This window comes from Desulfoplanes formicivorans (genome assembly GCF_001748225.1).
Lineage (GTDB): Bacteria > Desulfobacterota > Desulfovibrionia > Desulfovibrionales > Desulfomicrobiaceae > Desulfoplanes > Desulfoplanes formicivorans.
The window spans coordinates 448,272-466,178 of sequence record NZ_BDFE01000015.1 but is presented as its reverse complement, the minus strand read 5'-3'; the positions used below and the strand labels follow the sequence as shown (position 1 = coordinate 466,178).

Below are 17,907 nucleotides of genomic sequence, written 5' to 3'. Positions count from 1 at the left end.
AACCGGTCAACGGTCATGATTCCTGATGATCCACAAGGGGCTCGGACTGTTCAACCGGTTCAACAGGAACGTTCCCATTGCCAGGAGCAGGGTTCTTCTTGCGCCGGGCCATGATCAGCACGCGCTTCATGGGGCCATCCCCCTTGCTGCGGGTCAGAATATCGCGATCATCCTGCAGGGCCATGTGCACCACACGACGATGATAGGAACTCAGGGGACGAGTGCTTTGTGTTCTGTGACTGGTCTTGGCCTTTTGGGCGAGCAACTGGGCTGTCTTGCGCAACTGCTCATCCTGTTTTTCCCGATAATCGCCGGCATCAAGCTGAATCCGTGCAACCCCGGGAAACTTCCGGGAAACAATCCGGTTGAGCAGGTATTGCATGGAGGAAAGGGTCTGACCGTCACGTCCGATGATCAGCCCGGAATTGACATCATCCTCGATAACCACCTCAATGGGTGTCTTGTCCATGTCTATGCGGATTTCGCCCTGATCGGAAATATTGGTCAGAAGAATCCGTGTGCTCTCAAGAATGCACGTGCGGGCCGCTTCCACATCAATGTCCGCAGGAACAGGACGGGACTCGGCAGCCTGTTTTTCCGGAGCGGGCATGGATTCTCTGGGCACGGCAGGAGTCTCAGAGGTCTCAACCGGGCGAGTCGCCCTGCGCTGCACGGGCTTGCCCTGTCCTGCCTGGCCATTGCCCCGGGGCTGCTTGCCCGGCCCTTTACCCCTGGACGGAGATGCGTCCTGAACCTCAACCGGTTTGGCTGCCTTGCCGTTGGTGTTTGGACGCGGGGACCTGGGCTTGGAAGACTTGGCCGGTTTTCTGGTTGCAGGCTCCTTGGTCCTGGGAGCACTTTCCATGCGGGACTCGGTATGATCAGATGCTGCTGCCGATTTGGGTTCTGCAATCTGACGCACCCGCGCCTTGATTTTGGCCTTTTTGACCCCTACCAGTCCAAAAATACCCGAGGATCCTCCGCTGAGGATTTCAACTTCCAATTCCTCTCGCGAGCATTTGAAATGCCGACACGCCTCGGCAATGGCGTCATCCACATTCTTGCCCTGAAAACTTTTGTACTCGCTCATAAAAAGACTCCTTGATAGCGCCTCCGCAGCAACCGGCCTGCTCTCTTGTCATCGTCAAAACCTGGACACCCGGCACACGGGATACATGTACTCTGGGGTGAAGGGGACGGGCTGCAATGGAGCAGCCCGTCCGCCGGTATGGAATCAATGCGAAACGTTGCGTGAGGCGGGTTGGTACATTTACACCCTGGGCCACTACAGCTTACGGGCAATCATCCATTGTTGGGCAATGGAGAGAATGTTGTTGACCATCCAGTAGATAACAAGACCGGATGGAAAATTCAGGAAGATGAAGGTGAACACAATGGGCATGAACAGCATGATCTTGGCCTGGGTCGGATCACCTGCCGTAGGCGTCATCTTCTGCTGCAGGAACATGGTTGCTCCCATGATGATGGGCGTGATGTAAAACGGATCCTTGGCCGAAAGATCAGCCAGCCAGACGAGATCCGTCATGGGAAGATGAGCGATGAACGGGGCATGACGCAATTCAATGGCCCCGAGCAAGGCCTGATACAGGGCAAAGAAGACGGGGATCTGCAGTATCATGGGCAGACAGCCCCCGGCCGGATTGACCTTGTGGGCCTTGTACAGGCGCATGACCTCCTTGTTCATCTGATCCCGGTCATCCTTGTACTTCTCCCGGACCTGGGCCATGAGCGGCTGGATCTTCTTCATCTTTTCCATGGACTTGTAGCTCTTTTGGGACAAGGGCCAAAAAAGGATCTTGATGATGATGGTCAGGATGATGATGGCCACACCGTAGTTGCCCACATAGGTGTACAGAAAATTCAATCCCTTGATAAGGGGTTTGGCAATGATATCGAACCATCCGTAATGGATGGACCTCTTGAGTTCATTGGGCGCACTGGCCATGGCCGAATTCTTCTTGGGCCCGAGATAATAGGTGCAGGAAAGACGCTGGCTCTGGCCGGGCTCAATGATCAGATTCTGCCCCACGAGCAGACGGTAGACATCCCCTTCCAGCTTGGCCTTGATGCCCATATCCCCGGACAGGGGGGCCAGAGCAAGAATGAAATAGTTGTTCTCAATGCCGGCCCACTTGAGCCCGTTTCCCGAAGGAAGGGCCAACCCGGCCTTTAAATCGTCCTCATCATTTTCCTCTTCCAGACCCAGGTCGGAGAGATAGGCCACAAGATTCCGGTTGTACCGGTCATCCTTGCTGGACAGGCCGGTGCTGGCCATCGAAAATTCCAGCTCACCCATTACCTGGGCCGGGGTGGTGTTGACCACCTCAAGGGTTTCTTCAATCTCGTACCGGTCAGCCCCGAACGACAGGGTTCTGATGAAAGTGACCGAACCGAGTTTGCCGGTAAAGGTCAGGGTACCTTTTTCCTGACCGTTCAAGGTCAGATCCTGGCCGGAAAAACCCCATGTTCCATCGCTCCACACGGGCATCCTGTTCCAGCGAATACCCAGCGGAGCCCGGTTCAGGGCCTCGGAGGTAATCAGATCGATATGGGGAGAATCCTGCGCAATGGTTTCCGTATACTGCTTGAGGACAAAATGTTCCAGAATGCCGCCATCCGTGTTCAAAACCGCCTTGTACAAAGGCGTGTTCACGACGACACTCTTCCCCTCGGTAGGAATGAACGTCACCGCCGGAGCAGCAACCGGAGTCTCAGGAGACGTTTGCGCAGGTGCTGCTTGGGGTGCTGCGGGAACCGGAGCCGTTTGCGACTGCTGGGGCTCGGAGGACGGAACCGGAGCGTTTGGAACAGGTGGAAACAACCAGTTCCAAATCAGCAAGACTCCGATCGACAGGGCTACGGCAAGTACAACGCGACGATTATCCATGGGATGCTTTCTCTTTGATGCGGCTGATGGTTGGATGGTGCTTGGGCAGGGGAACAGGATCCAGTCCGCCCTTACACCCGGGATGACAACGGAAGATTCTCTTCATCGCCAGCCAGACGCCCTTGCAAGGTCCGTGTACCAGAACCGCTTCTCTGGCATATTCGGAACAGGTGGGGACAAAACGACAACACGGGGGGTACAAGGGGGAGATCAGGGCTTGATAAACAGAGATGACTCTGGCGAGAAGATGGCGCATGGGAACCGGAGGGTCAAAGGCCGTTGGTTTCAGACGATGCCACACGACCAGAGATTTGTGAAAAGATCAATGTTCCCAGATCCTTTGCAACCTGCTCATAGGCAAGATCAAAGGCTTGAACATTCCGTTTGGGAATTACCACATAGTCGATCCCGGAGGGAACACGATCCTGATGCAGGCGAAAAAATTCGCGCACAACCCGTTTGATGCGATTGCGCTGCACAGCATTGCCCACTTTTTTGCTCACGGCAAGACCGAGCCTCCAGGGATCCTGGTCCTTCCGGTGGCGGACAAAGAGGATGAAATGGGGCGTAAAATACCGACGGCCCAGATTGTAACACGCTTCAAACTGGGACCGTCGGAGAAGATGATGCGTTTTGGGAAATGCTAGACGGCTAATCGCTTCCGCCCCTTTGCCCGTCTTCTCTTGAGGATGGCCCGACCGCTCTTGGTGGCGGAACGAACCAAAAAGCCATGGGTCCGTTTCCTTCTGGTTTTGCTTGGCTGATAAGTACGCTTCATATTGATGTCTCCTCGAAAATAAAAAAGTAACTTATTTTTTTATCCATGATCTGCATTGACGTCAAGCCAATAGGTGTCTTTACCGTTGTCAGACGGAAAATCCGTCACGATCACGGGATTCCTTACCCTCTACCTTGATCATTCTGTACAGCAGGACGATCCCGGTGATGATGGCCAGAAATTCCCCGACCAGCAGGACCACGTCCTGACGCAGGAACGCCAAAAGGCCGATAATGCATGTTCCCAGCAATCCGGCAGCACAGGCCAGGACGACCTCCCTCTGATGAGAGGGGAACTTCACATGCGTGTCAAAAAACAAAAAAACCAAAAAAATCAATTGCAATCCCAGCCCGAGGGCAAGCAAAGCAACAGTAACTAGAGGACTCATAAACCTGCCGTTGTTCGTGAAAACTGTTCCCAGCTGCAAGGGCGGAACTTTGAGCACAGTTTTCAACAAAAGACAAGCCCCAAATGGACTGTTTTCCAGCCACGTGTTCCACCCACGAGTCTCGAACAGGGAACGTAGGCCCGTGGACCGGCATCGCGTTCATGAGGATAAATCGGTTGACATCCTCCCAGGGAAGGCCTAGAAATGTCTTCCTTGATGCGGGGTGGAGCAGCATGGTAGCTCGTCGGGCTCATAACCCGAAGGTCGTAGGTTCAAATCCTGCCCCCGCTACCAGAACCATTACAACCTGAAAGCAGATCGCTTTCAGGTTTTTTTATGTCCATCCGCTGGGCGTATCCCCACCAATCTGCCCGGCATGTCCCGTCCAGCTCAAAGACTGATGCACCGGAACCCGGGCACGGCCTCTTCACGCATGATCTTTTTTCCTTTTCCTGCCGGCATCAGGACCGTCTGGCGCATCTCATGAGGCAGAAACTATCCCGTTATGCTGGCAGAAAACGTGCGCAAGCCTCATCCGTCCCGCACCCCAGGTGCCCGGCAACGCACAAGGGGCTTTCGGCATGTAACCGAAAGCCCCTTGTTGGGTTTGCTGGAGCCCACGACCGGACTTGAACCGGTGACCTCTTCCTTACCAAGGAAGTGCTCTACCTGCTGAGCTACGTGGGCGTCTTGATGGCGGAAAAGACCTCCTAGAGAAAGTCACTGAAAATTTCAAGTAGTTTTCGCTGCTCCCGCCTCAAACGATTCCTTGTGCCCGGCCATGACGACCGGAGTTCTCTCAGGACAACAGGGCCTACTTCTTGCCGGCAATCTCCCGCAGATACTCTCCGTAGTCGTTCTTGTACTGTCCGGCCAGCCGTTCTAGCTGGTGCGCGTCGATATATCCCCTGGCAAAGGCTATCTCCTCGATACAGGCGATCCGAAACCCCTGACGGTCCTGAATGGCCTGGACAAAGGTGCCTGCCTGCTGCAGGGATTCATGGGTCCCGGCATCAAGCCAGGCAAAGCCGCGGCCAAGCAGACGAACCGTCAATTGGCCCCGCTCCAGATAGGCCTTGTTCACATCAGTGATCTCAAGTTCTCCACGGGCCGAAGGCTTGAGAGCCTTGGCAACGGACACGACCTCATTGTCGTAGAAATAGATTCCGGGGACAGCATACTTGGACCTGGGGTGCTCGGGTTTTTCCTCAATACCCAGGACCACGCCCTGTTCATCGAACTCCACAACGCCATACCGGGAAGGATCCTTGACCGGATACCCAAAGATGATTCCCCCCTGTTCGAGCCGGGAGCTTTCGCCAAGAATGCTTGAAAGTTCATCTCCATAAAGGATGTTATCGCCCAGAACCAGACAGACATTGTCCTGGCCAATGAAATCCTGCCCGAGGATAAAGGCCTGGGCCAAACCTTCGGGCCGTGGCTGTTCAAGATATGACAGGGAAATGCCCAGGGCCGAGCCGTCGCCCAGAAGCTCTTTGAACAACCCCAGATCCCTGGGAGTGGAAATGATCAGGATATCCCTGATACCCGCCAACAGAAGTACGGACAAGGGATAATAGATCATGGGTTTGTCGTAGACCGGAAGCAATTGCTTGCTCACGGACAGGGTCAGGGGGTAGAGCCGTGTGCCGGAACCGCCGGCAAGAATAATTCCTTTCATCGCGTACCATATCCCGTTTGAGGTGTCGCCGCCCAGTGTAACCTGCAGGCTGTTTCAGGCGGGTGCGTTTGAGCTGTCAACAGACAGATATCTATTCTTAATGAGGGGGAAAATGATGGTGCGGACATTCTGCAACCCCTTCATGGCTGCGGGTTGCGGCCTGACCGTCTTCGAATCCCGCGCCCCAGGCATGACAACGTGCCCACATCGTCCATATGTAATGACAACGGTCGCGCCATCTGGTAGGCACCCTGTCTAGCTTCTAACATGCAAACATGCAACGCACGCGGGTATGGCATGAACCCTCTTTTCTTTCTTCCCTTTGCCCTGCTGATGTTCGTTCTGTTCATCATCCTGCTTGTCTTTCTTTTCGCCTTTATCCAGATCGGGGCCATTTCCGTGGCCTTTGCCAAACTGGGCCTGTCATCGGGGCAGGTTTTTCTACTCCTTGTGGGTTCTTTGCTGGGCAGTGCCATCAATATTCCCTTGTATCGCCGGCCCTTGCCCATCAACCTAGACGACGGGTTCCTGGAGATGGACTTTCACGGCATCTGGAGGCATTATCGAAAATTCAGTGCCCGCCCCATGGGGCGCATCACGGAACAGGTCATTGCCATCAATTTTGGTGGCGGGGTGATCCCCTGCTTCCTGTCCATGTACTTTCTGGTTCAAATCGGTCCGTCCCTGGGCATGGCCCTGGCCTTTGGCGTGGTCACCCTGACTGTCTACAGGCTGGCCCGTCCGGTCCCCGGGCTGGGCATTGGCATCCCTTTTCTGATCCCGCCGCTTCTGACCGTCCTGGCCACCTGGATACTGGCGCCCCCCGGTCAGGAAGCGCAGGTGGCCTATGTTGCTGGCAGTCTGGGCACCCTGTTCGGGGCGGATATTCTCCACCTGATGCGTGACAAGAGCATGAACCGCCTCCAGGCTCCCATGCTGTCCATTGGCGGAGCCGGAACCTTTGACGGCATTTTTCTCACGGGAATTCTGGCCGTACTGCTTGCCTAACCTTCACCTTTCCGACAACCCATGCGAACAACCCTTGTGGAACCACCTTTTTCGACCTGCCAAGGCACGCCCCAGAGGCTCCTTCTTGCCGAAGAACCTCTGGATCACCCCGGACCGACCCTTCTGGGCACCCGCGAGATACACCGCATGCGGGCAGGCGATCTTCTCGGTCGGGACACGTCTCCCCTGTTGCAGGCCGTTGCCCGGATATGGAACCCCACCCCTGACGGCAGGAGCGTTGCCGCCTGGATCATGCAATGCCTGGAACATACCCTGCCACGGGACGAAGCTCTGCACTGGCTTCCACGCGCCCGCTCCCTGGCCTGGATCACCCTGAGCGACAAGGGATCACAAGGCAAACGGGAAGATGCCAGCGGTCCGATCATCGAAGACCAGGTGCGGGAAACCATGGAACTCTCCCTGGCCAGGGGCTTTCTGATTCCGGATTCCCCAACCCGGCTCAGGGCGTTGTTGACCGATCTGGCCCTGTTTCAGGGCTTTGATCTCATCCTGACGACCGGTGGTACAGGAGTCGGTCCCAGGGACATCACCCCGGAAACAACCCTTGCCGTCATCGATAAACGTCTGCCGGGATTCGAGCATGCCATGACTGCAGCGTCCCTGGCCAAAACGCCCATGGGGGTGATCTCCAGGGCCGTGGCAGGAACCCTGGGCTCCTCCCTGATCATCAACCTCCCGGGAAGCCCCAAGGCCGTCCGGGAAAATCTGGCCGCAATCCTGCCGGCCATCGGCCATACCCTGGACAAGCTTCAAGGTGATCCCCGTGATTGCGCTTCGCTGTTTGCCTCATAATTCTGTGCTGCGGATTCAAATCTTCAAGCATTATGGGCTCGCCAGATCACGCAACCCTATTCTATACAAAAAGCAGATTCTTACCATCTTTGTAGGACCAATCCATGGATAGTCCCCAGCACTTGTTTCCTCCGGTCCCACCCGCCATCAAGGGTTCTCCCTTTGACATGGCCTTTGTCATTGATCGACAAGGGATCTGTCTTGACATTCTGGCCCTGGATCCGGATCTCGTCTTACAAAAAACCTTCACCAAAGGCACGAGCCTTGCCGAAGTTCTCCCCCCTCAGATAGGCCAACTCCTTCCGGAGATGATCCAACAATCCCTTACCAAAAATATCCCGCATCGTGTAGAATTTCCCCTAACCCATGCGGCCACAGGGAGTGAACATTGGTTTGTGGCTCGCTGCCTGCTTCTGCCATGTTCCGTCCATGCGAAACCTCGATTCCTCTGGTACGGCCGGGACAACACCGCTCATAAAATTCGAGAAACCGAACTGACCATGTACCGGGATCATCTCGAAGAGATGGTAAAACTCCGAACCCAAGAACAACGTAGAACCAATGAAGAACTCAGAAAGGAAATCGATCGGCACAAGCTAACCTCAAAAGCCCTTACACTGGCTCGAGAACGCTATGACCTGGCAATTCGGGGGGCCAAGGACGGCATTTGGGACTGGGATTTAACCAATGACTCGGTGTATCTTTCTCCCCAATGGAAAGAATCCCTGGGATTTGCCGATCATGAAATTTCCAATGATATCTGGGAGTGGGCCACGCGGATTCAAAAGGATGACTACGAAAAGATGCTCGAAAACTTTGGCCGAATCCTGCGCAGCAATGAATCCAACTTTGCCAACGAGTACCGGATGTACCACAAGGACGGGTCCATCCGTTGGATTTATATCAAGGGCGCCGTGCTCAGGGACAGTGAGGGGAAAGCCGTCCGGATGGCCGGGACGTGTACGGATATCACCGGGCGCAAACATGCCGAAAACATTTCCAGCATGCTTTTGCAAATAGCCAATGCCATCAACACCACTGTTGATTTGGAGGAACTCTACGCCTCCATCCACAAGATCCTGCTCACCTTTATAGAGGCTAAAAATTTCTGCATCGCCCTGGTGGACCCCAAAAAAGACAGACTGGTTTTCCCGTATTTCCGGGACGAGATCGAGCAGCAGTTCACGGAACTAGAACATTTCAGCGCCAATACCCAGGGCGGGATCGTCAAGGTTGTCAAATCGGGCAGGACCCTTGTTCTGACCACCAAGCACCAGATAGATTCCCATGGCATCGGCATGCCCGCCAAGATTTGGATCGGGGTACCCCTCAAATCCAGGGACAAGGTCATCGGGGCTATGGCCGTCCAACATTATATCTGGCCCGACCACGACACCGCTCAGGACGTGCAGATCCTCGAAGCCGTGTCCTCCCAGATCGCTCTGGCCATTGAACGCAAGGCCAATGAAAAGCTGCTCTCCCATCTGGCCATGCACGATTCCCTGACCCATCTCCCCAACCGAATTCTGCTCAGGGAACGGGTTGGACAAGCCCTGCGCCGAGTCCAGCGGAACAAGGATTATCATTTTGCCTTGGCCATGATTGATCTGGACCGATTCAAGTTTGTCAATGATTGCCATGGGCATCACGTGGGTGATGCCCTCCTGCAGAAAATGGCCACCCGCATTCACCGCTCGCTCAGATCCATTGATACTCTGGCCCGCCTCGGTGGAGATGAATTCGCCATCTTGTTCGAAGAAATCGGGACCTCCCACAAGCTTATCCATAAAATAAAAAAAATTCAGGCAATCATCCAGAAACCTTTCTCCATCAAAGGATATGATGTCCAGATCGACTCGAGCATTGGATTAATCCTCAAGACGGGCTCCTACAGCACGGTGGACGACCTGCTCAGAGATGCGGATACGGCCATGTACCAGGCCAAGAGCATGGGGCCGGGCAAAATCCGAGTGTTCAGCAAGAGCATGCACCGTCAGAACATGATCACCATGAGTCTCGAACAGGATTTGCGTCAGGCCTTAACCAGGGACGAATTTTTCTTGGAGTACCAGCCGGTGGTCAACTTCGTGACCATGGACGTGGAAGGGTTCGAGGCCCTGCTTCGCTGGAGACATCCCACCCGGGGACTCATCTCCCCGAACCAGTTCATTCCCATTGCCGAAGACACCGGACTGATCCGGGAGATCGGCCTTTGGGCCATGGAGCAGGCCTGCTCGACCCTGGCCACATGGCACCGGGAGATCCCGTCATCACGTCGCATGACCATGGCCGTAAATCTTTCTGCCAAACAATTGAACGTGCTTGGTCTTTCCAAAAAAATCAGGCAGATCATGGACGCCAGCGGGATTACGCCTTCGGTCTTGAACATTGAGATCACGGAAACCGCGATCATGGAAGCTCCCAAATCAGCCCTGGCAGCCCTCAAGCAGATCAAGGCCCTGGGCGTGGGCGTGGCCCTGGACGATTTTGGTACGGGCTATTCGTCCCTGTCCTATCTGCACAATTTCCCCACAGATACCATCAAGATCGACAGATCCTTTGTCGCTGCGATTCAGAATGATGAAGAAAGCCTTGAAATCGTCCGGGCCATTGTCATCCTTGGCAACAGCCTGAGCCTCAAGGTCATTGCCGAAGGAATCGAGACATGGAAACAGTATGAAACCCTAAAGAACATGGGCTGCGATCAGGCCCAGGGATTCTTATTCTCCCATCCCCTGGGCGAGACCATTTGTCGAGAACTTCTCGAACATCCGGAAACAATCCCGTGGAAACACGCCATTCCGCATCTTGATCCGTAAACATACCACCCCAACATCAAGCCAAGGGATTGTCGGCTCGTAGGCGCTTGTCTTTTTGCACCCCTGTCTTGCAAAGCCCGCTGTTCCCACGCCACGGCCCCATTTCCAAAGACACAACCAACACTTTATGTTCAGAAAAAAATACGCATACAACCGGTACATTAATCCCCCAAAGCGATCCAAACGGGCTTTCCTGCTCCCCATAGCCATACTCGGTGCGGGAGCGCTCATTTGTGGCCTTTTTTTCACCCAGCAACCCGGAGAAACAACCCCGTTCGCATCGCACGGGACAACAACGGCAAATGATCTCCCTTCCCCCAAAGGGATGGAGGCCTCAAACCCCACACTCTCCCTTGTCACTCCTGCCCCCCAACCGCAGCAGATCACCTCAAAAGTTGTCAAAGGAGACACCATCAGCGGCATCCTTGCCTCCTACCTGACCCCTCCGGACATTCTCCAGCTGAGCCACGTCTGTCAGCCCGTGTTTCCTCTTTCCGACATTCGCCCGGGTCACCCCTATGTTCTGGTTCTTGAAAACAAGATCCTGACCAGGTTCGAATACGAGATCAACGAAGAACAGAAACTCGTCGTCACCTGTAACCCGAACGGCTTTACCGCCACCAAGCAAGATATTGTCTATGAGATCAAGCGGGAGGTCGTGCAGGGAAGTATTGATTCAAACCTTTCTCTGGCACTGGAGAAACTGGGCCAGGGTCCCGGCCTTGCCGTGATGATGGAAGACATTCTGGGCTGGGACGTGGATTTTGGCAGGGATATTCGCCAAGGAGACCGGTTCAGACTTCTGGTGGAAAAACGGTATCGCAAGGGTCAACCCGCTGGATACGGCCATATCTTGGCCATAGATTTTCACAATCAAGATACAACTATCAGGGCATTCCGCTTTACGGACAGCAAGGGCAGAACCTCATATTTTGATGAAACAGGGCAGTCCATGCGCAAGGCCTTTTTAAAGGCGCCCCTCTCCTTCACCCGGATATCATCCGGGTATGCCAACCGACGATTTCATCCCATCTTGAAACGGTGGCGGCCCCACCACGGCGTGGACTATGCCGCTCCCAGGGGCACACCTATCCGCAGTGTCGGGGACGGCGTAGTGGTGACCAAAGCCTATGACAAGGCAGCAGGACGATACATCAAAATCCGCCATGCCCGAGGCTACGAAACCGTGTACAATCACATGAGCCGATTTGCCCGGTCCATCCGCAAGGGGGTTCGCGTGAAACAGGGGCAGGTCATCGGGTACGTGGGGTCCACAGGGTATGCCACGGGCCCGCATCTTGATTTCCGGGTCAAGCGCCACGGATCCTATATCAATCCCCTGCGCATGAAATCGCCTCCCACCAACCCGGTCCCCCCCCAGGACATGGCCCGATTCAAAAATGAAGTGACCTTGCTGGCAAAAGCAATGAACGCGCCCCGACTTGAGGACAGGAACCCCAAGGACAGGATCATGGAAGCCGGGGCCAAGGGGGATGCGCCTCCCAAGGGATGAACAAGCCTCATGGAATCAAGGGACCAAAGCGCGGTTGCGCTCCCGTCCCCCAAAACGATTCACAACTCAACGTCCTCGTGCTTGGAGCTGCTGGATCACCTGCCGGGTCAAGGCGTCCACGGCGTTGACAATCTCCCGGATATGGACGTGTTGTGCCTGATCCACATGGATGCCGCAGGACACACTGACCCGCACGTTCAGGGCCGAAGCCATATCCCTGGCCACGGTCCTGGCCAGCTCATCCTCCTTGTGCCCGGTCACGGCCAAAACGGAAACCGTTGCACTGGTCACCCTGTTGTCCCGAAGGCTTGGCCGGGGTTCGGCCAGGGCAACGGCCCCGATATGCGGCCTGTGACCTCCAAAAACGGCCACGCACAAATCTGTTCCCATGGGTACAACCGCAAGACGGATCAAGGTCCCGGCGGCCTCACTGAGCAATTCAATCATGGTTGTCTGTTCCTGCAGGTTTGCAACGAGAAAACACCATGCCCGCCCTGTTGCCCTTGTTGTTGTAGGCAGCCCCGAAAACATGTCGTTGCACTGATCGGACGCAGGGCGTGGACGACAAATTTTTGTTATACGATTATATCCCGACCATAGATAGACGGGGACAAAGACGTTGTCCATGCAAGACATCCCGTCGTGTCCATCAGTCCATCCCAATGACGGACATTTTCGAGCAAAGATCCCCCCATCTGGATGACGATGGTACAGTGACCACCAACTCCGGCTCCACCTCGGTTTCTGCCGATGTTCATGTCAGTCCCAAGACAGCTTCCCAGCTTCCGGATGCCTTCGTAGGCCAAGAACAAGGCTTCCGAAGCAAACACCTGAAGGGTGACGAGGCTCTAAAAACCGAGCCAGACAACGCTCTTCCGATCTGGATATCGCCCTTCAGGACAAGTTCCAGTCCGTAAACTCAACGCCACTTTTTGTAACAAAAAAACCCGCCAAGGCGGGTTTTTTTCTGGTCACAGACAACTGCAATTCCGTGCATCATCCTCCAAACCATCCTGAAGGCAGAATCTCGAGGGCCTTGGAGTATTCGTTACGCAGCTGCTCCAGCTTGGAACCGATGACTTTTTCCTGATCCACGGTTGACGGACACGCCTCAAGCATCTGGTCCTTGATGGATTCAAGCTCACCCACCGTGGAAGTGATCATGTCCAGGGTGTGCTGCATCTTGGACATATCGTCACCCGAAAGCTTGTCGGCGGCAACGAGGATATCGTACAGCTGGGCCTTCCAGGCATTGAGTTCCATTTCAAGGCCTTTGCAATACCGCTTTACCGCATCCTGCTTCCCCGCATCAGTTGCACATCCCTCAATCCCACTGCAGCTCGGGCACGGTCCCGGATAATCCATGTTCGCCATAGTCTCCTCCGATGCTTGTTTACGGTTGAGGGGAAGGGAGTGTTTCCCCTGCCCCACGAAATACATGTTCCATACAATGGACAGATTCTTCCTTGGATAGCATCATGAAAACACAATATCAACCCGCATCTTCATTTTTTTGCGATCCCTTTCCAAACCGATCATCGGTTGCTGACAATCTTGACAACCCGGTATAAGACACCATCCAATGCCCCAACTATCAACAAACAAGCAACATTTCCAAGGACAACAATCCCTTGGGGTGCCGGGAAGTTCACGCATCCCGGAGATTTGCACCCATCAGCTGTTTGCCAGAACCTGAACCTGTTCGATCGTCACCCTTTTATTTTCCTGTTTGACTGGAATCTTACATCAATGTAAATTGAGGTATTTTCCAATTTTGTTTTCTCATACGCGTGCATCACGTTCACCTCCAACACCACAAGGACCCTTGTTCATGAATCAGAAGAAAAAATCCAATGATGTCCTCGGCACCACCAACCGTGGCAACCCTGCCGAATCCGGTCTTTGTACCCTGTGTCGGGCCGACTGCCAGGGAAAATGCGAAACATGGCTGTCCAGTCTCGTGGGTCGCAAGCTGCTGTATCCTCGCGATTTCGGAAGCGTCACCGCAGGCAGCGACAACACCACCCATGTAGGCGTGTCCTACAACTCCCTGCGCATCCAGGGGTACAACTACGGGGCAAAGGGCATGCATGCCGGTCTGTCCACCAATCCGGACGACTGCATCTTCCCCAATGTCAGTCTGGAATCCTCCTTTGGCGCGGAGGTAAAAACCAAGGTCAAAATTCCGCTGATGACCGGAGCCCTGGGATCCACCTTTGTGGCGGAACGGTACTGGGAATCCTTTGCCACAGGCTGCGCCCTGGTGGGTATTCCCATTGTTGTTGGCGAAAACGTGGTCGGCGTGGACCGCAAAGCCGAATTCAAAAATGGCAAAATTACCAAGTCCCCGGAACTGGATCGCCGCATTGATACATATACCCGTTATTACAATGGCTACGGGGCAATCATCGTTCAGATGAACGTCGAGGACACTCAAAACGGTGTGGCCGAATACATTATTGACAAATATGGCAATGACGTCATCATCGAACTCAAATGGGGCCAGGGCGCCAAGGATATTGGCGGTGAAATCGAGGTCAGCAGCCTGGATTATGCCCTGTTTCTCAAAAAGCGCGGCTATCTTCTGGACCCTGATCCTGAAAACCCGGAAGTGCAAAAAGCCTTTGAGATGAAGTCCATCCGCTCCTTTGCCCGCCATTCCCGCCTTGGGTACACCAGCATCTCGTCCCACGAGCAGGTCCGGGAAGATTTCATGAACGCAGTGGCCTATCTGCGCAAACTCGGATTCCAACGCATTTCCCTGAAAACCGGCTCCTATGGCATGGAAGCCCTGGCCATGGCCATCAAGTTCGCCACGGACGCCAAGCTTGATCTTTTGACCATGGACGGTTCCGGTGGCGGTACGGGCATGTCCCCCTGGAACATGATGCAGACCTGGGGAGTTCCCTCCATCCTGCTCCACTCCAAGGCCCATGAATACGCCTCCATCCTGGCGGCCAAGGGCGAAAAGGTCGTGGACATGGCCTTTGCCGGCGGGTTTGCCCGCGAAGACCAGATTTTCAAGGGGTTGGCCCTGGGGGCGCCGTTTACCAAAATGATCTGCATGGGCAGGGCCCTGATGATTCCCGGATTTTTGGGTTCAAACATTGAAGGGGCCCTGCATCACGAACGCAGGGAAGCGGTCAAGGGCAACTGGACCAAGCTGCCCACCTCGGTGAACAAACTGGGCAACAGCCCGGAACAAATTTTTGCCGGATACTACGACGTGGCCAAAATCGTGGGCAAGGACGAGATGGCCAAAATTCCTTTTGGCGCCATCGCCATGTATACCTTGGCGGACAAACTGAGTGCCGGTCTGCAGCAGCTCATGGCCGGGGCCCGGAAATTTTCCATGTCCGAACTTTCCCGCGAGGATCTGTGCTCTGCCAACCGGGAAACCGAAAAAGAGACCGGGATTCCCTTTATTACCGACGTGCATGACGATATCGCCAAGAAGATTCTCAACAGCTAGCGATTCATCACGTCCTGGTTGATAAAAAGCCCTCTGGTGCGGAACCTGTCCGCATCAGAGGGCTTTTTCATATAAGGGCCTGTTGTACATCAGAACAACCGGCCAAAAGGCTGCACCCATAGACAATGGCTATGGGTGCAGCTCCAAACAATCATAACTTTGCATGCGACAAAGCCTGCAACCTGATCTATGGACATGGCATGGTTTTTCTGCAGCCATCAACCACACCTATCGCCCAGACAACCTCCCGGGGCAACCTGACCTTCGAGTCGGTCAACGATCAGGGTTCGGCCCTGCTCAACGAAGATCACCTTCTCATTGGCACGCACACCTTCGGGGTCTTTGACGGCGCATCCAGCCTGACTCCGGGTCGATTCCACGGCATGACCGGGGCCTGGTGGGCCTCTTTTCTGGCATGGTCGGTCTTTGCTCATGAAAAGGAGATGTCGCTGACGGAAACGGCTCGACAGGCCAACATGAAAATCCGGCAAGCCATGATCGCCCATAACGTTCCCTGTGACCAGAAACTTGAGTGCTGGTCCACCAGCGCAGCGGTTTTCAGGGTCAAAAACCAACGCCTTGAATGGGTACAGATCGGCGACAGCCTTGTGGGGATGATCCACGAAAACGGACATGCCGAACTCCTCACCCCTTATCACAACCACGATCGCGAAACCCTTGACCACATGAGCCGTCTCGCAGCTCAAGGAGTCGACAATGTGTGCCAGGCGGCCATGCCTGTCATCAAAAAGGTCCGCCAAGGGATGAACAAAGAATACGGGGTATTGAACGGCGAGCAGGCCGCCCTTGACTTTCTTCACGCGGGCGTTGTCCCTGCCAGGGGAATACGACACGTTATCGCCCTGACCGACGGCATGTTTCCCCCGTCACAAGATCCCGGAAACCGTTTCGATTTTACCGCCTTTGCCAGCCAATTCCGGGAACAGGGGCTGACCGGGATTCTCCAGGATATCCGTGCCCGCGAACAAGCTGATCCCCAATGCCGACTCTTTCCCCGTTTCAAGCAGCATGACGACGCCACGGCCGTGGCCGTTACCCTTGGCAAGTCATGAGGCCTGGAGCGCCTGGGATATTTTGCCATCACGGCTATGGAAACGAAGCATGTGAGCACAGCGTGCTTCCCGGTATCCGGTGAACATGCCAGCACGTGGAGGCTGTCCGGTTACAATCTACCTCCCCGACCCATTGACAGGAGTACGTTTGCAAGCGCCGTTATCAGACTTCATTACCCGCTGATACACGGCATTGATCCGCTCAAACACGCCTGACCAGGTGAACCGTTCGAGCAGTTTCCGAGCCTCGCCACATGCCTGGACATCATACCCGGCCCGCACCACAGCCATCTGATGGTCCAAGGCCCTGACCAACGCCTGAACAAAATCTTCTTCATGCTCAGGGTACGGGCTATCCACTGACTGCATCCGGGGAAGGGGAACACGACGGATGACCTGGGGGGGCAGTTCTTTGAAAATTTCTGCAATCCCGGGCAGATCGGTCGCCACCAGAGAGCATCCGCTCGCAAGGGCCTCCAGAAGAACCAGAGGAAGCCCCTCAAAAAACGAGGGCAGGACAAACATGTGCGAGCGCCCCAGCAGCCCGGCCAGTTGCTGCTGACTCAGGGCTCCATGCATGACAACCCTGTCACCCAGAGACGCGGCCAGGGCCTGAATATCCTGTTCCTCCTGCCCGCATCCGCTCCCGGCCACATGGAGCACAAAATCATGGTCCAGCCTCCTGCAGGCACGAAGCAACCAGGGAACACCCTTGGCCCGGCTCAACTTGCCGGCATAGACCATGTGTACGGGCGGAGGCCTGAATCTTTGGGAAGAGGGAACAAACAGCGTTTCCTTGAAGCCCGCTCCGGTAACAGCCACCTTGTCCCTGTCCAGACCGTACAGACGGACAATGGTCTCTTTTTGTTCGCAACTCAGGGCCATGACCGCGGCAAGTCCTGCACACCCGGCCCGGACACGATCCCGAAGATGGGGGCATTGCCTGAACTGCCGAAGATCCGAACCATGGCAGGACGCCACCACGGGAATATCCGGGAACATCCGACAGGCCAGGGCCGTGAGCAGCCAGAGATGATTGGCATGAATGATATCAGGAGCATGTTTTTCCACAGCTTTTTGCAGAATTTGTTCAAAACATTGTTCGTATCGTGCAATCTGAGGGGCACCAAGGTCGGAAAAACAGGTGCTGGTGTACGGCATAACGTCACTCATGCCCACAATGGGAAAAGATATATCCTGTTCAAAACGAACAGCCAGGATATCCACAGCACACAATTCCCGCACTGTTTCAGGCACGCAATAGCTTTGGGGGATGCCTGCCACAAGGGCATTGGAGTAGCCGTGTTCAACCGCCTTGGCCATGACGGCCTGCACATACACCCCGCTTCCGGTGGAATCAGGTCGTTGACTTAAAAGATGTAGTATATTCATGGGATGCACAACAATGGGGTTGGTGGAATGGCTTTTGTGCCTTGTTCCACTAATGCCATGCC

Annotated in this window: 16 protein-coding genes and 2 tRNA genes; 7 read left to right on the top strand and 11 right to left on the bottom strand. The window is 54.9% G+C overall.

Annotation, left to right across the window (positions count from 1 at the left end; translation table 11 throughout):
• Positions 1-13: 13 nt before the first annotated feature.
• From jag to DPF_RS06890, 6 genes are all read right to left on the bottom strand, one after another.
• The gene (gene jag / locus DPF_RS06910) at positions 14-1,090 is read right to left on the bottom strand and encodes an RNA-binding cell elongation regulator Jag/EloR (protein WP_069858351.1); all 1,077 of its coding nucleotides are present in this window, start codon (positions 1,088-1,090) and stop codon (positions 14-16) included.
• Positions 1,091-1,285: 195 nt separating this feature from the next.
• A complete protein-coding gene (gene yidC / locus DPF_RS06905; protein ID WP_069858349.1) occupies positions 1,286-2,908 on the bottom strand; it encodes a membrane protein insertase YidC in 1,623 nt (540 codons plus the stop codon).
• Entirely contained in the window at positions 2,901-3,164 is a 264-nt protein-coding gene (gene yidD / locus DPF_RS06900; protein WP_069858346.1) for a membrane protein insertion efficiency factor YidD, read from the bottom strand. Before yidD ends, yidC begins: the two co-directional genes overlap by 8 nt.
• 13 nt (positions 3,165-3,177) lie before the next feature.
• Positions 3,178-3,495, bottom strand: a complete 318-nt coding sequence (gene rnpA / locus DPF_RS06895; protein WP_231702154.1) for a ribonuclease P protein component — start codon at positions 3,493-3,495, stop codon at positions 3,178-3,180.
• A 56-nt stretch (positions 3,496-3,551) separates the two neighbouring features.
• Complete coding sequence (gene rpmH / locus DPF_RS13725; protein ID WP_083254532.1) at positions 3,552-3,686, bottom strand: 50S ribosomal protein L34; 135 nt, start codon at positions 3,684-3,686, stop codon at positions 3,552-3,554.
• Between the two features lie 88 nt (positions 3,687-3,774).
• Positions 3,775-4,074, bottom strand: coding sequence for a hypothetical protein (locus DPF_RS06890; protein ID WP_141721078.1), 300 nt, complete (start codon positions 4,072-4,074; stop codon positions 3,775-3,777).
• A 217-nt stretch (positions 4,075-4,291) separates the two neighbouring features.
• Between DPF_RS06890 and DPF_RS06885 the strand changes: the two genes are divergently transcribed.
• Positions 4,292-4,368 (top strand) — tRNA-Met (locus tag DPF_RS06885).
• Positions 4,369-4,685: 317 nt separating this feature from the next.
• On the opposite strand, the gene DPF_RS06880 is transcribed toward DPF_RS06885, so the two are convergent.
• Both DPF_RS06880 and rfbA read right to left on the bottom strand, forming a co-directional pair.
• Positions 4,686-4,761: transfer RNA gene (locus DPF_RS06880), tRNA-Thr, on the bottom strand.
• Positions 4,762-4,888: 127 nt separating this feature from the next.
• Positions 4,889-5,755, bottom strand: coding sequence for a glucose-1-phosphate thymidylyltransferase RfbA (rfbA, locus tag DPF_RS06875; RefSeq protein ID WP_069858340.1), 867 nt, complete (start codon positions 5,753-5,755; stop codon positions 4,889-4,891).
• Positions 5,756-6,052: 297 nt separating this feature from the next.
• Between rfbA and DPF_RS06870 the strand changes: the two genes are divergently transcribed.
• The 4 genes from DPF_RS06870 (at position 6,053) to DPF_RS06855 (ending at position 11,908) form a co-directional block, all read left to right on the top strand.
• Positions 6,053-6,763, top strand: a complete 711-nt coding sequence (locus DPF_RS06870; RefSeq protein ID WP_069858338.1) for a DUF1614 domain-containing protein — start codon at positions 6,053-6,055, stop codon at positions 6,761-6,763.
• A gap of 21 nt (positions 6,764-6,784) precedes the next feature.
• Positions 6,785-7,576, top strand: a complete 792-nt coding sequence (locus DPF_RS06865; RefSeq protein WP_083254531.1) for a MogA/MoaB family molybdenum cofactor biosynthesis protein — start codon at positions 6,785-6,787, stop codon at positions 7,574-7,576.
• Positions 7,577-7,680: 104 nt separating this feature from the next.
• Complete coding sequence (locus DPF_RS06860) at positions 7,681-10,395, top strand: EAL domain-containing protein (protein WP_069858337.1); 2,715 nt, start codon at positions 7,681-7,683, stop codon at positions 10,393-10,395.
• 127 nt (positions 10,396-10,522) lie between these two features.
• Entirely contained in the window at positions 10,523-11,908 is a 1,386-nt protein-coding gene (locus DPF_RS06855; protein WP_069858335.1) for a M23 family metallopeptidase, read from the top strand.
• 66 nt (positions 11,909-11,974) lie between these two features.
• Here DPF_RS06855 and lpdD read toward each other — a convergent pair whose 3' ends face one another.
• Both lpdD and DPF_RS06840 read right to left on the bottom strand, forming a co-directional pair.
• Positions 11,975-12,355, bottom strand: coding sequence for a prenylated flavin chaperone LpdD (gene lpdD, locus DPF_RS06850; RefSeq protein WP_069858333.1), 381 nt, complete (start codon positions 12,353-12,355; stop codon positions 11,975-11,977).
• Between the two features lie 549 nt (positions 12,356-12,904).
• On the bottom strand, positions 12,905-13,282 hold the full coding sequence (locus DPF_RS06840; protein WP_069858806.1) for a hypothetical protein: 378 nt from the start codon (positions 13,280-13,282) through the stop codon (positions 12,905-12,907).
• 457 nt (positions 13,283-13,739) lie between these two features.
• Here DPF_RS06840 and DPF_RS06835 point away from each other — a divergent pair, with 457 nt between their 5' ends.
• Both DPF_RS06835 and DPF_RS06830 read left to right on the top strand, forming a co-directional pair.
• Positions 13,740-15,380 carry a glutamate synthase-related protein gene (locus DPF_RS06835; protein ID WP_069858329.1) on the top strand — a complete coding sequence of 547 codons (1,641 nt, stop codon included), beginning with the start codon at positions 13,740-13,742 and terminating at the stop codon, positions 15,378-15,380.
• A gap of 200 nt (positions 15,381-15,580) precedes the next feature.
• Positions 15,581-16,453: a protein phosphatase 2C domain-containing protein gene (locus DPF_RS06830; protein WP_176724194.1), complete on the top strand. Its 873-nt coding sequence runs from the start codon at positions 15,581-15,583 to the stop codon at positions 16,451-16,453.
• A gap of 117 nt (positions 16,454-16,570) precedes the next feature.
• Here DPF_RS06830 and DPF_RS06825 read toward each other — a convergent pair whose 3' ends face one another.
• A complete protein-coding gene (locus tag DPF_RS06825) occupies positions 16,571-17,845 on the bottom strand; it encodes a glycosyltransferase (protein ID WP_069858802.1) in 1,275 nt (424 codons plus the stop codon).
• Positions 17,846-17,907 lie beyond the last annotated feature (62 nt).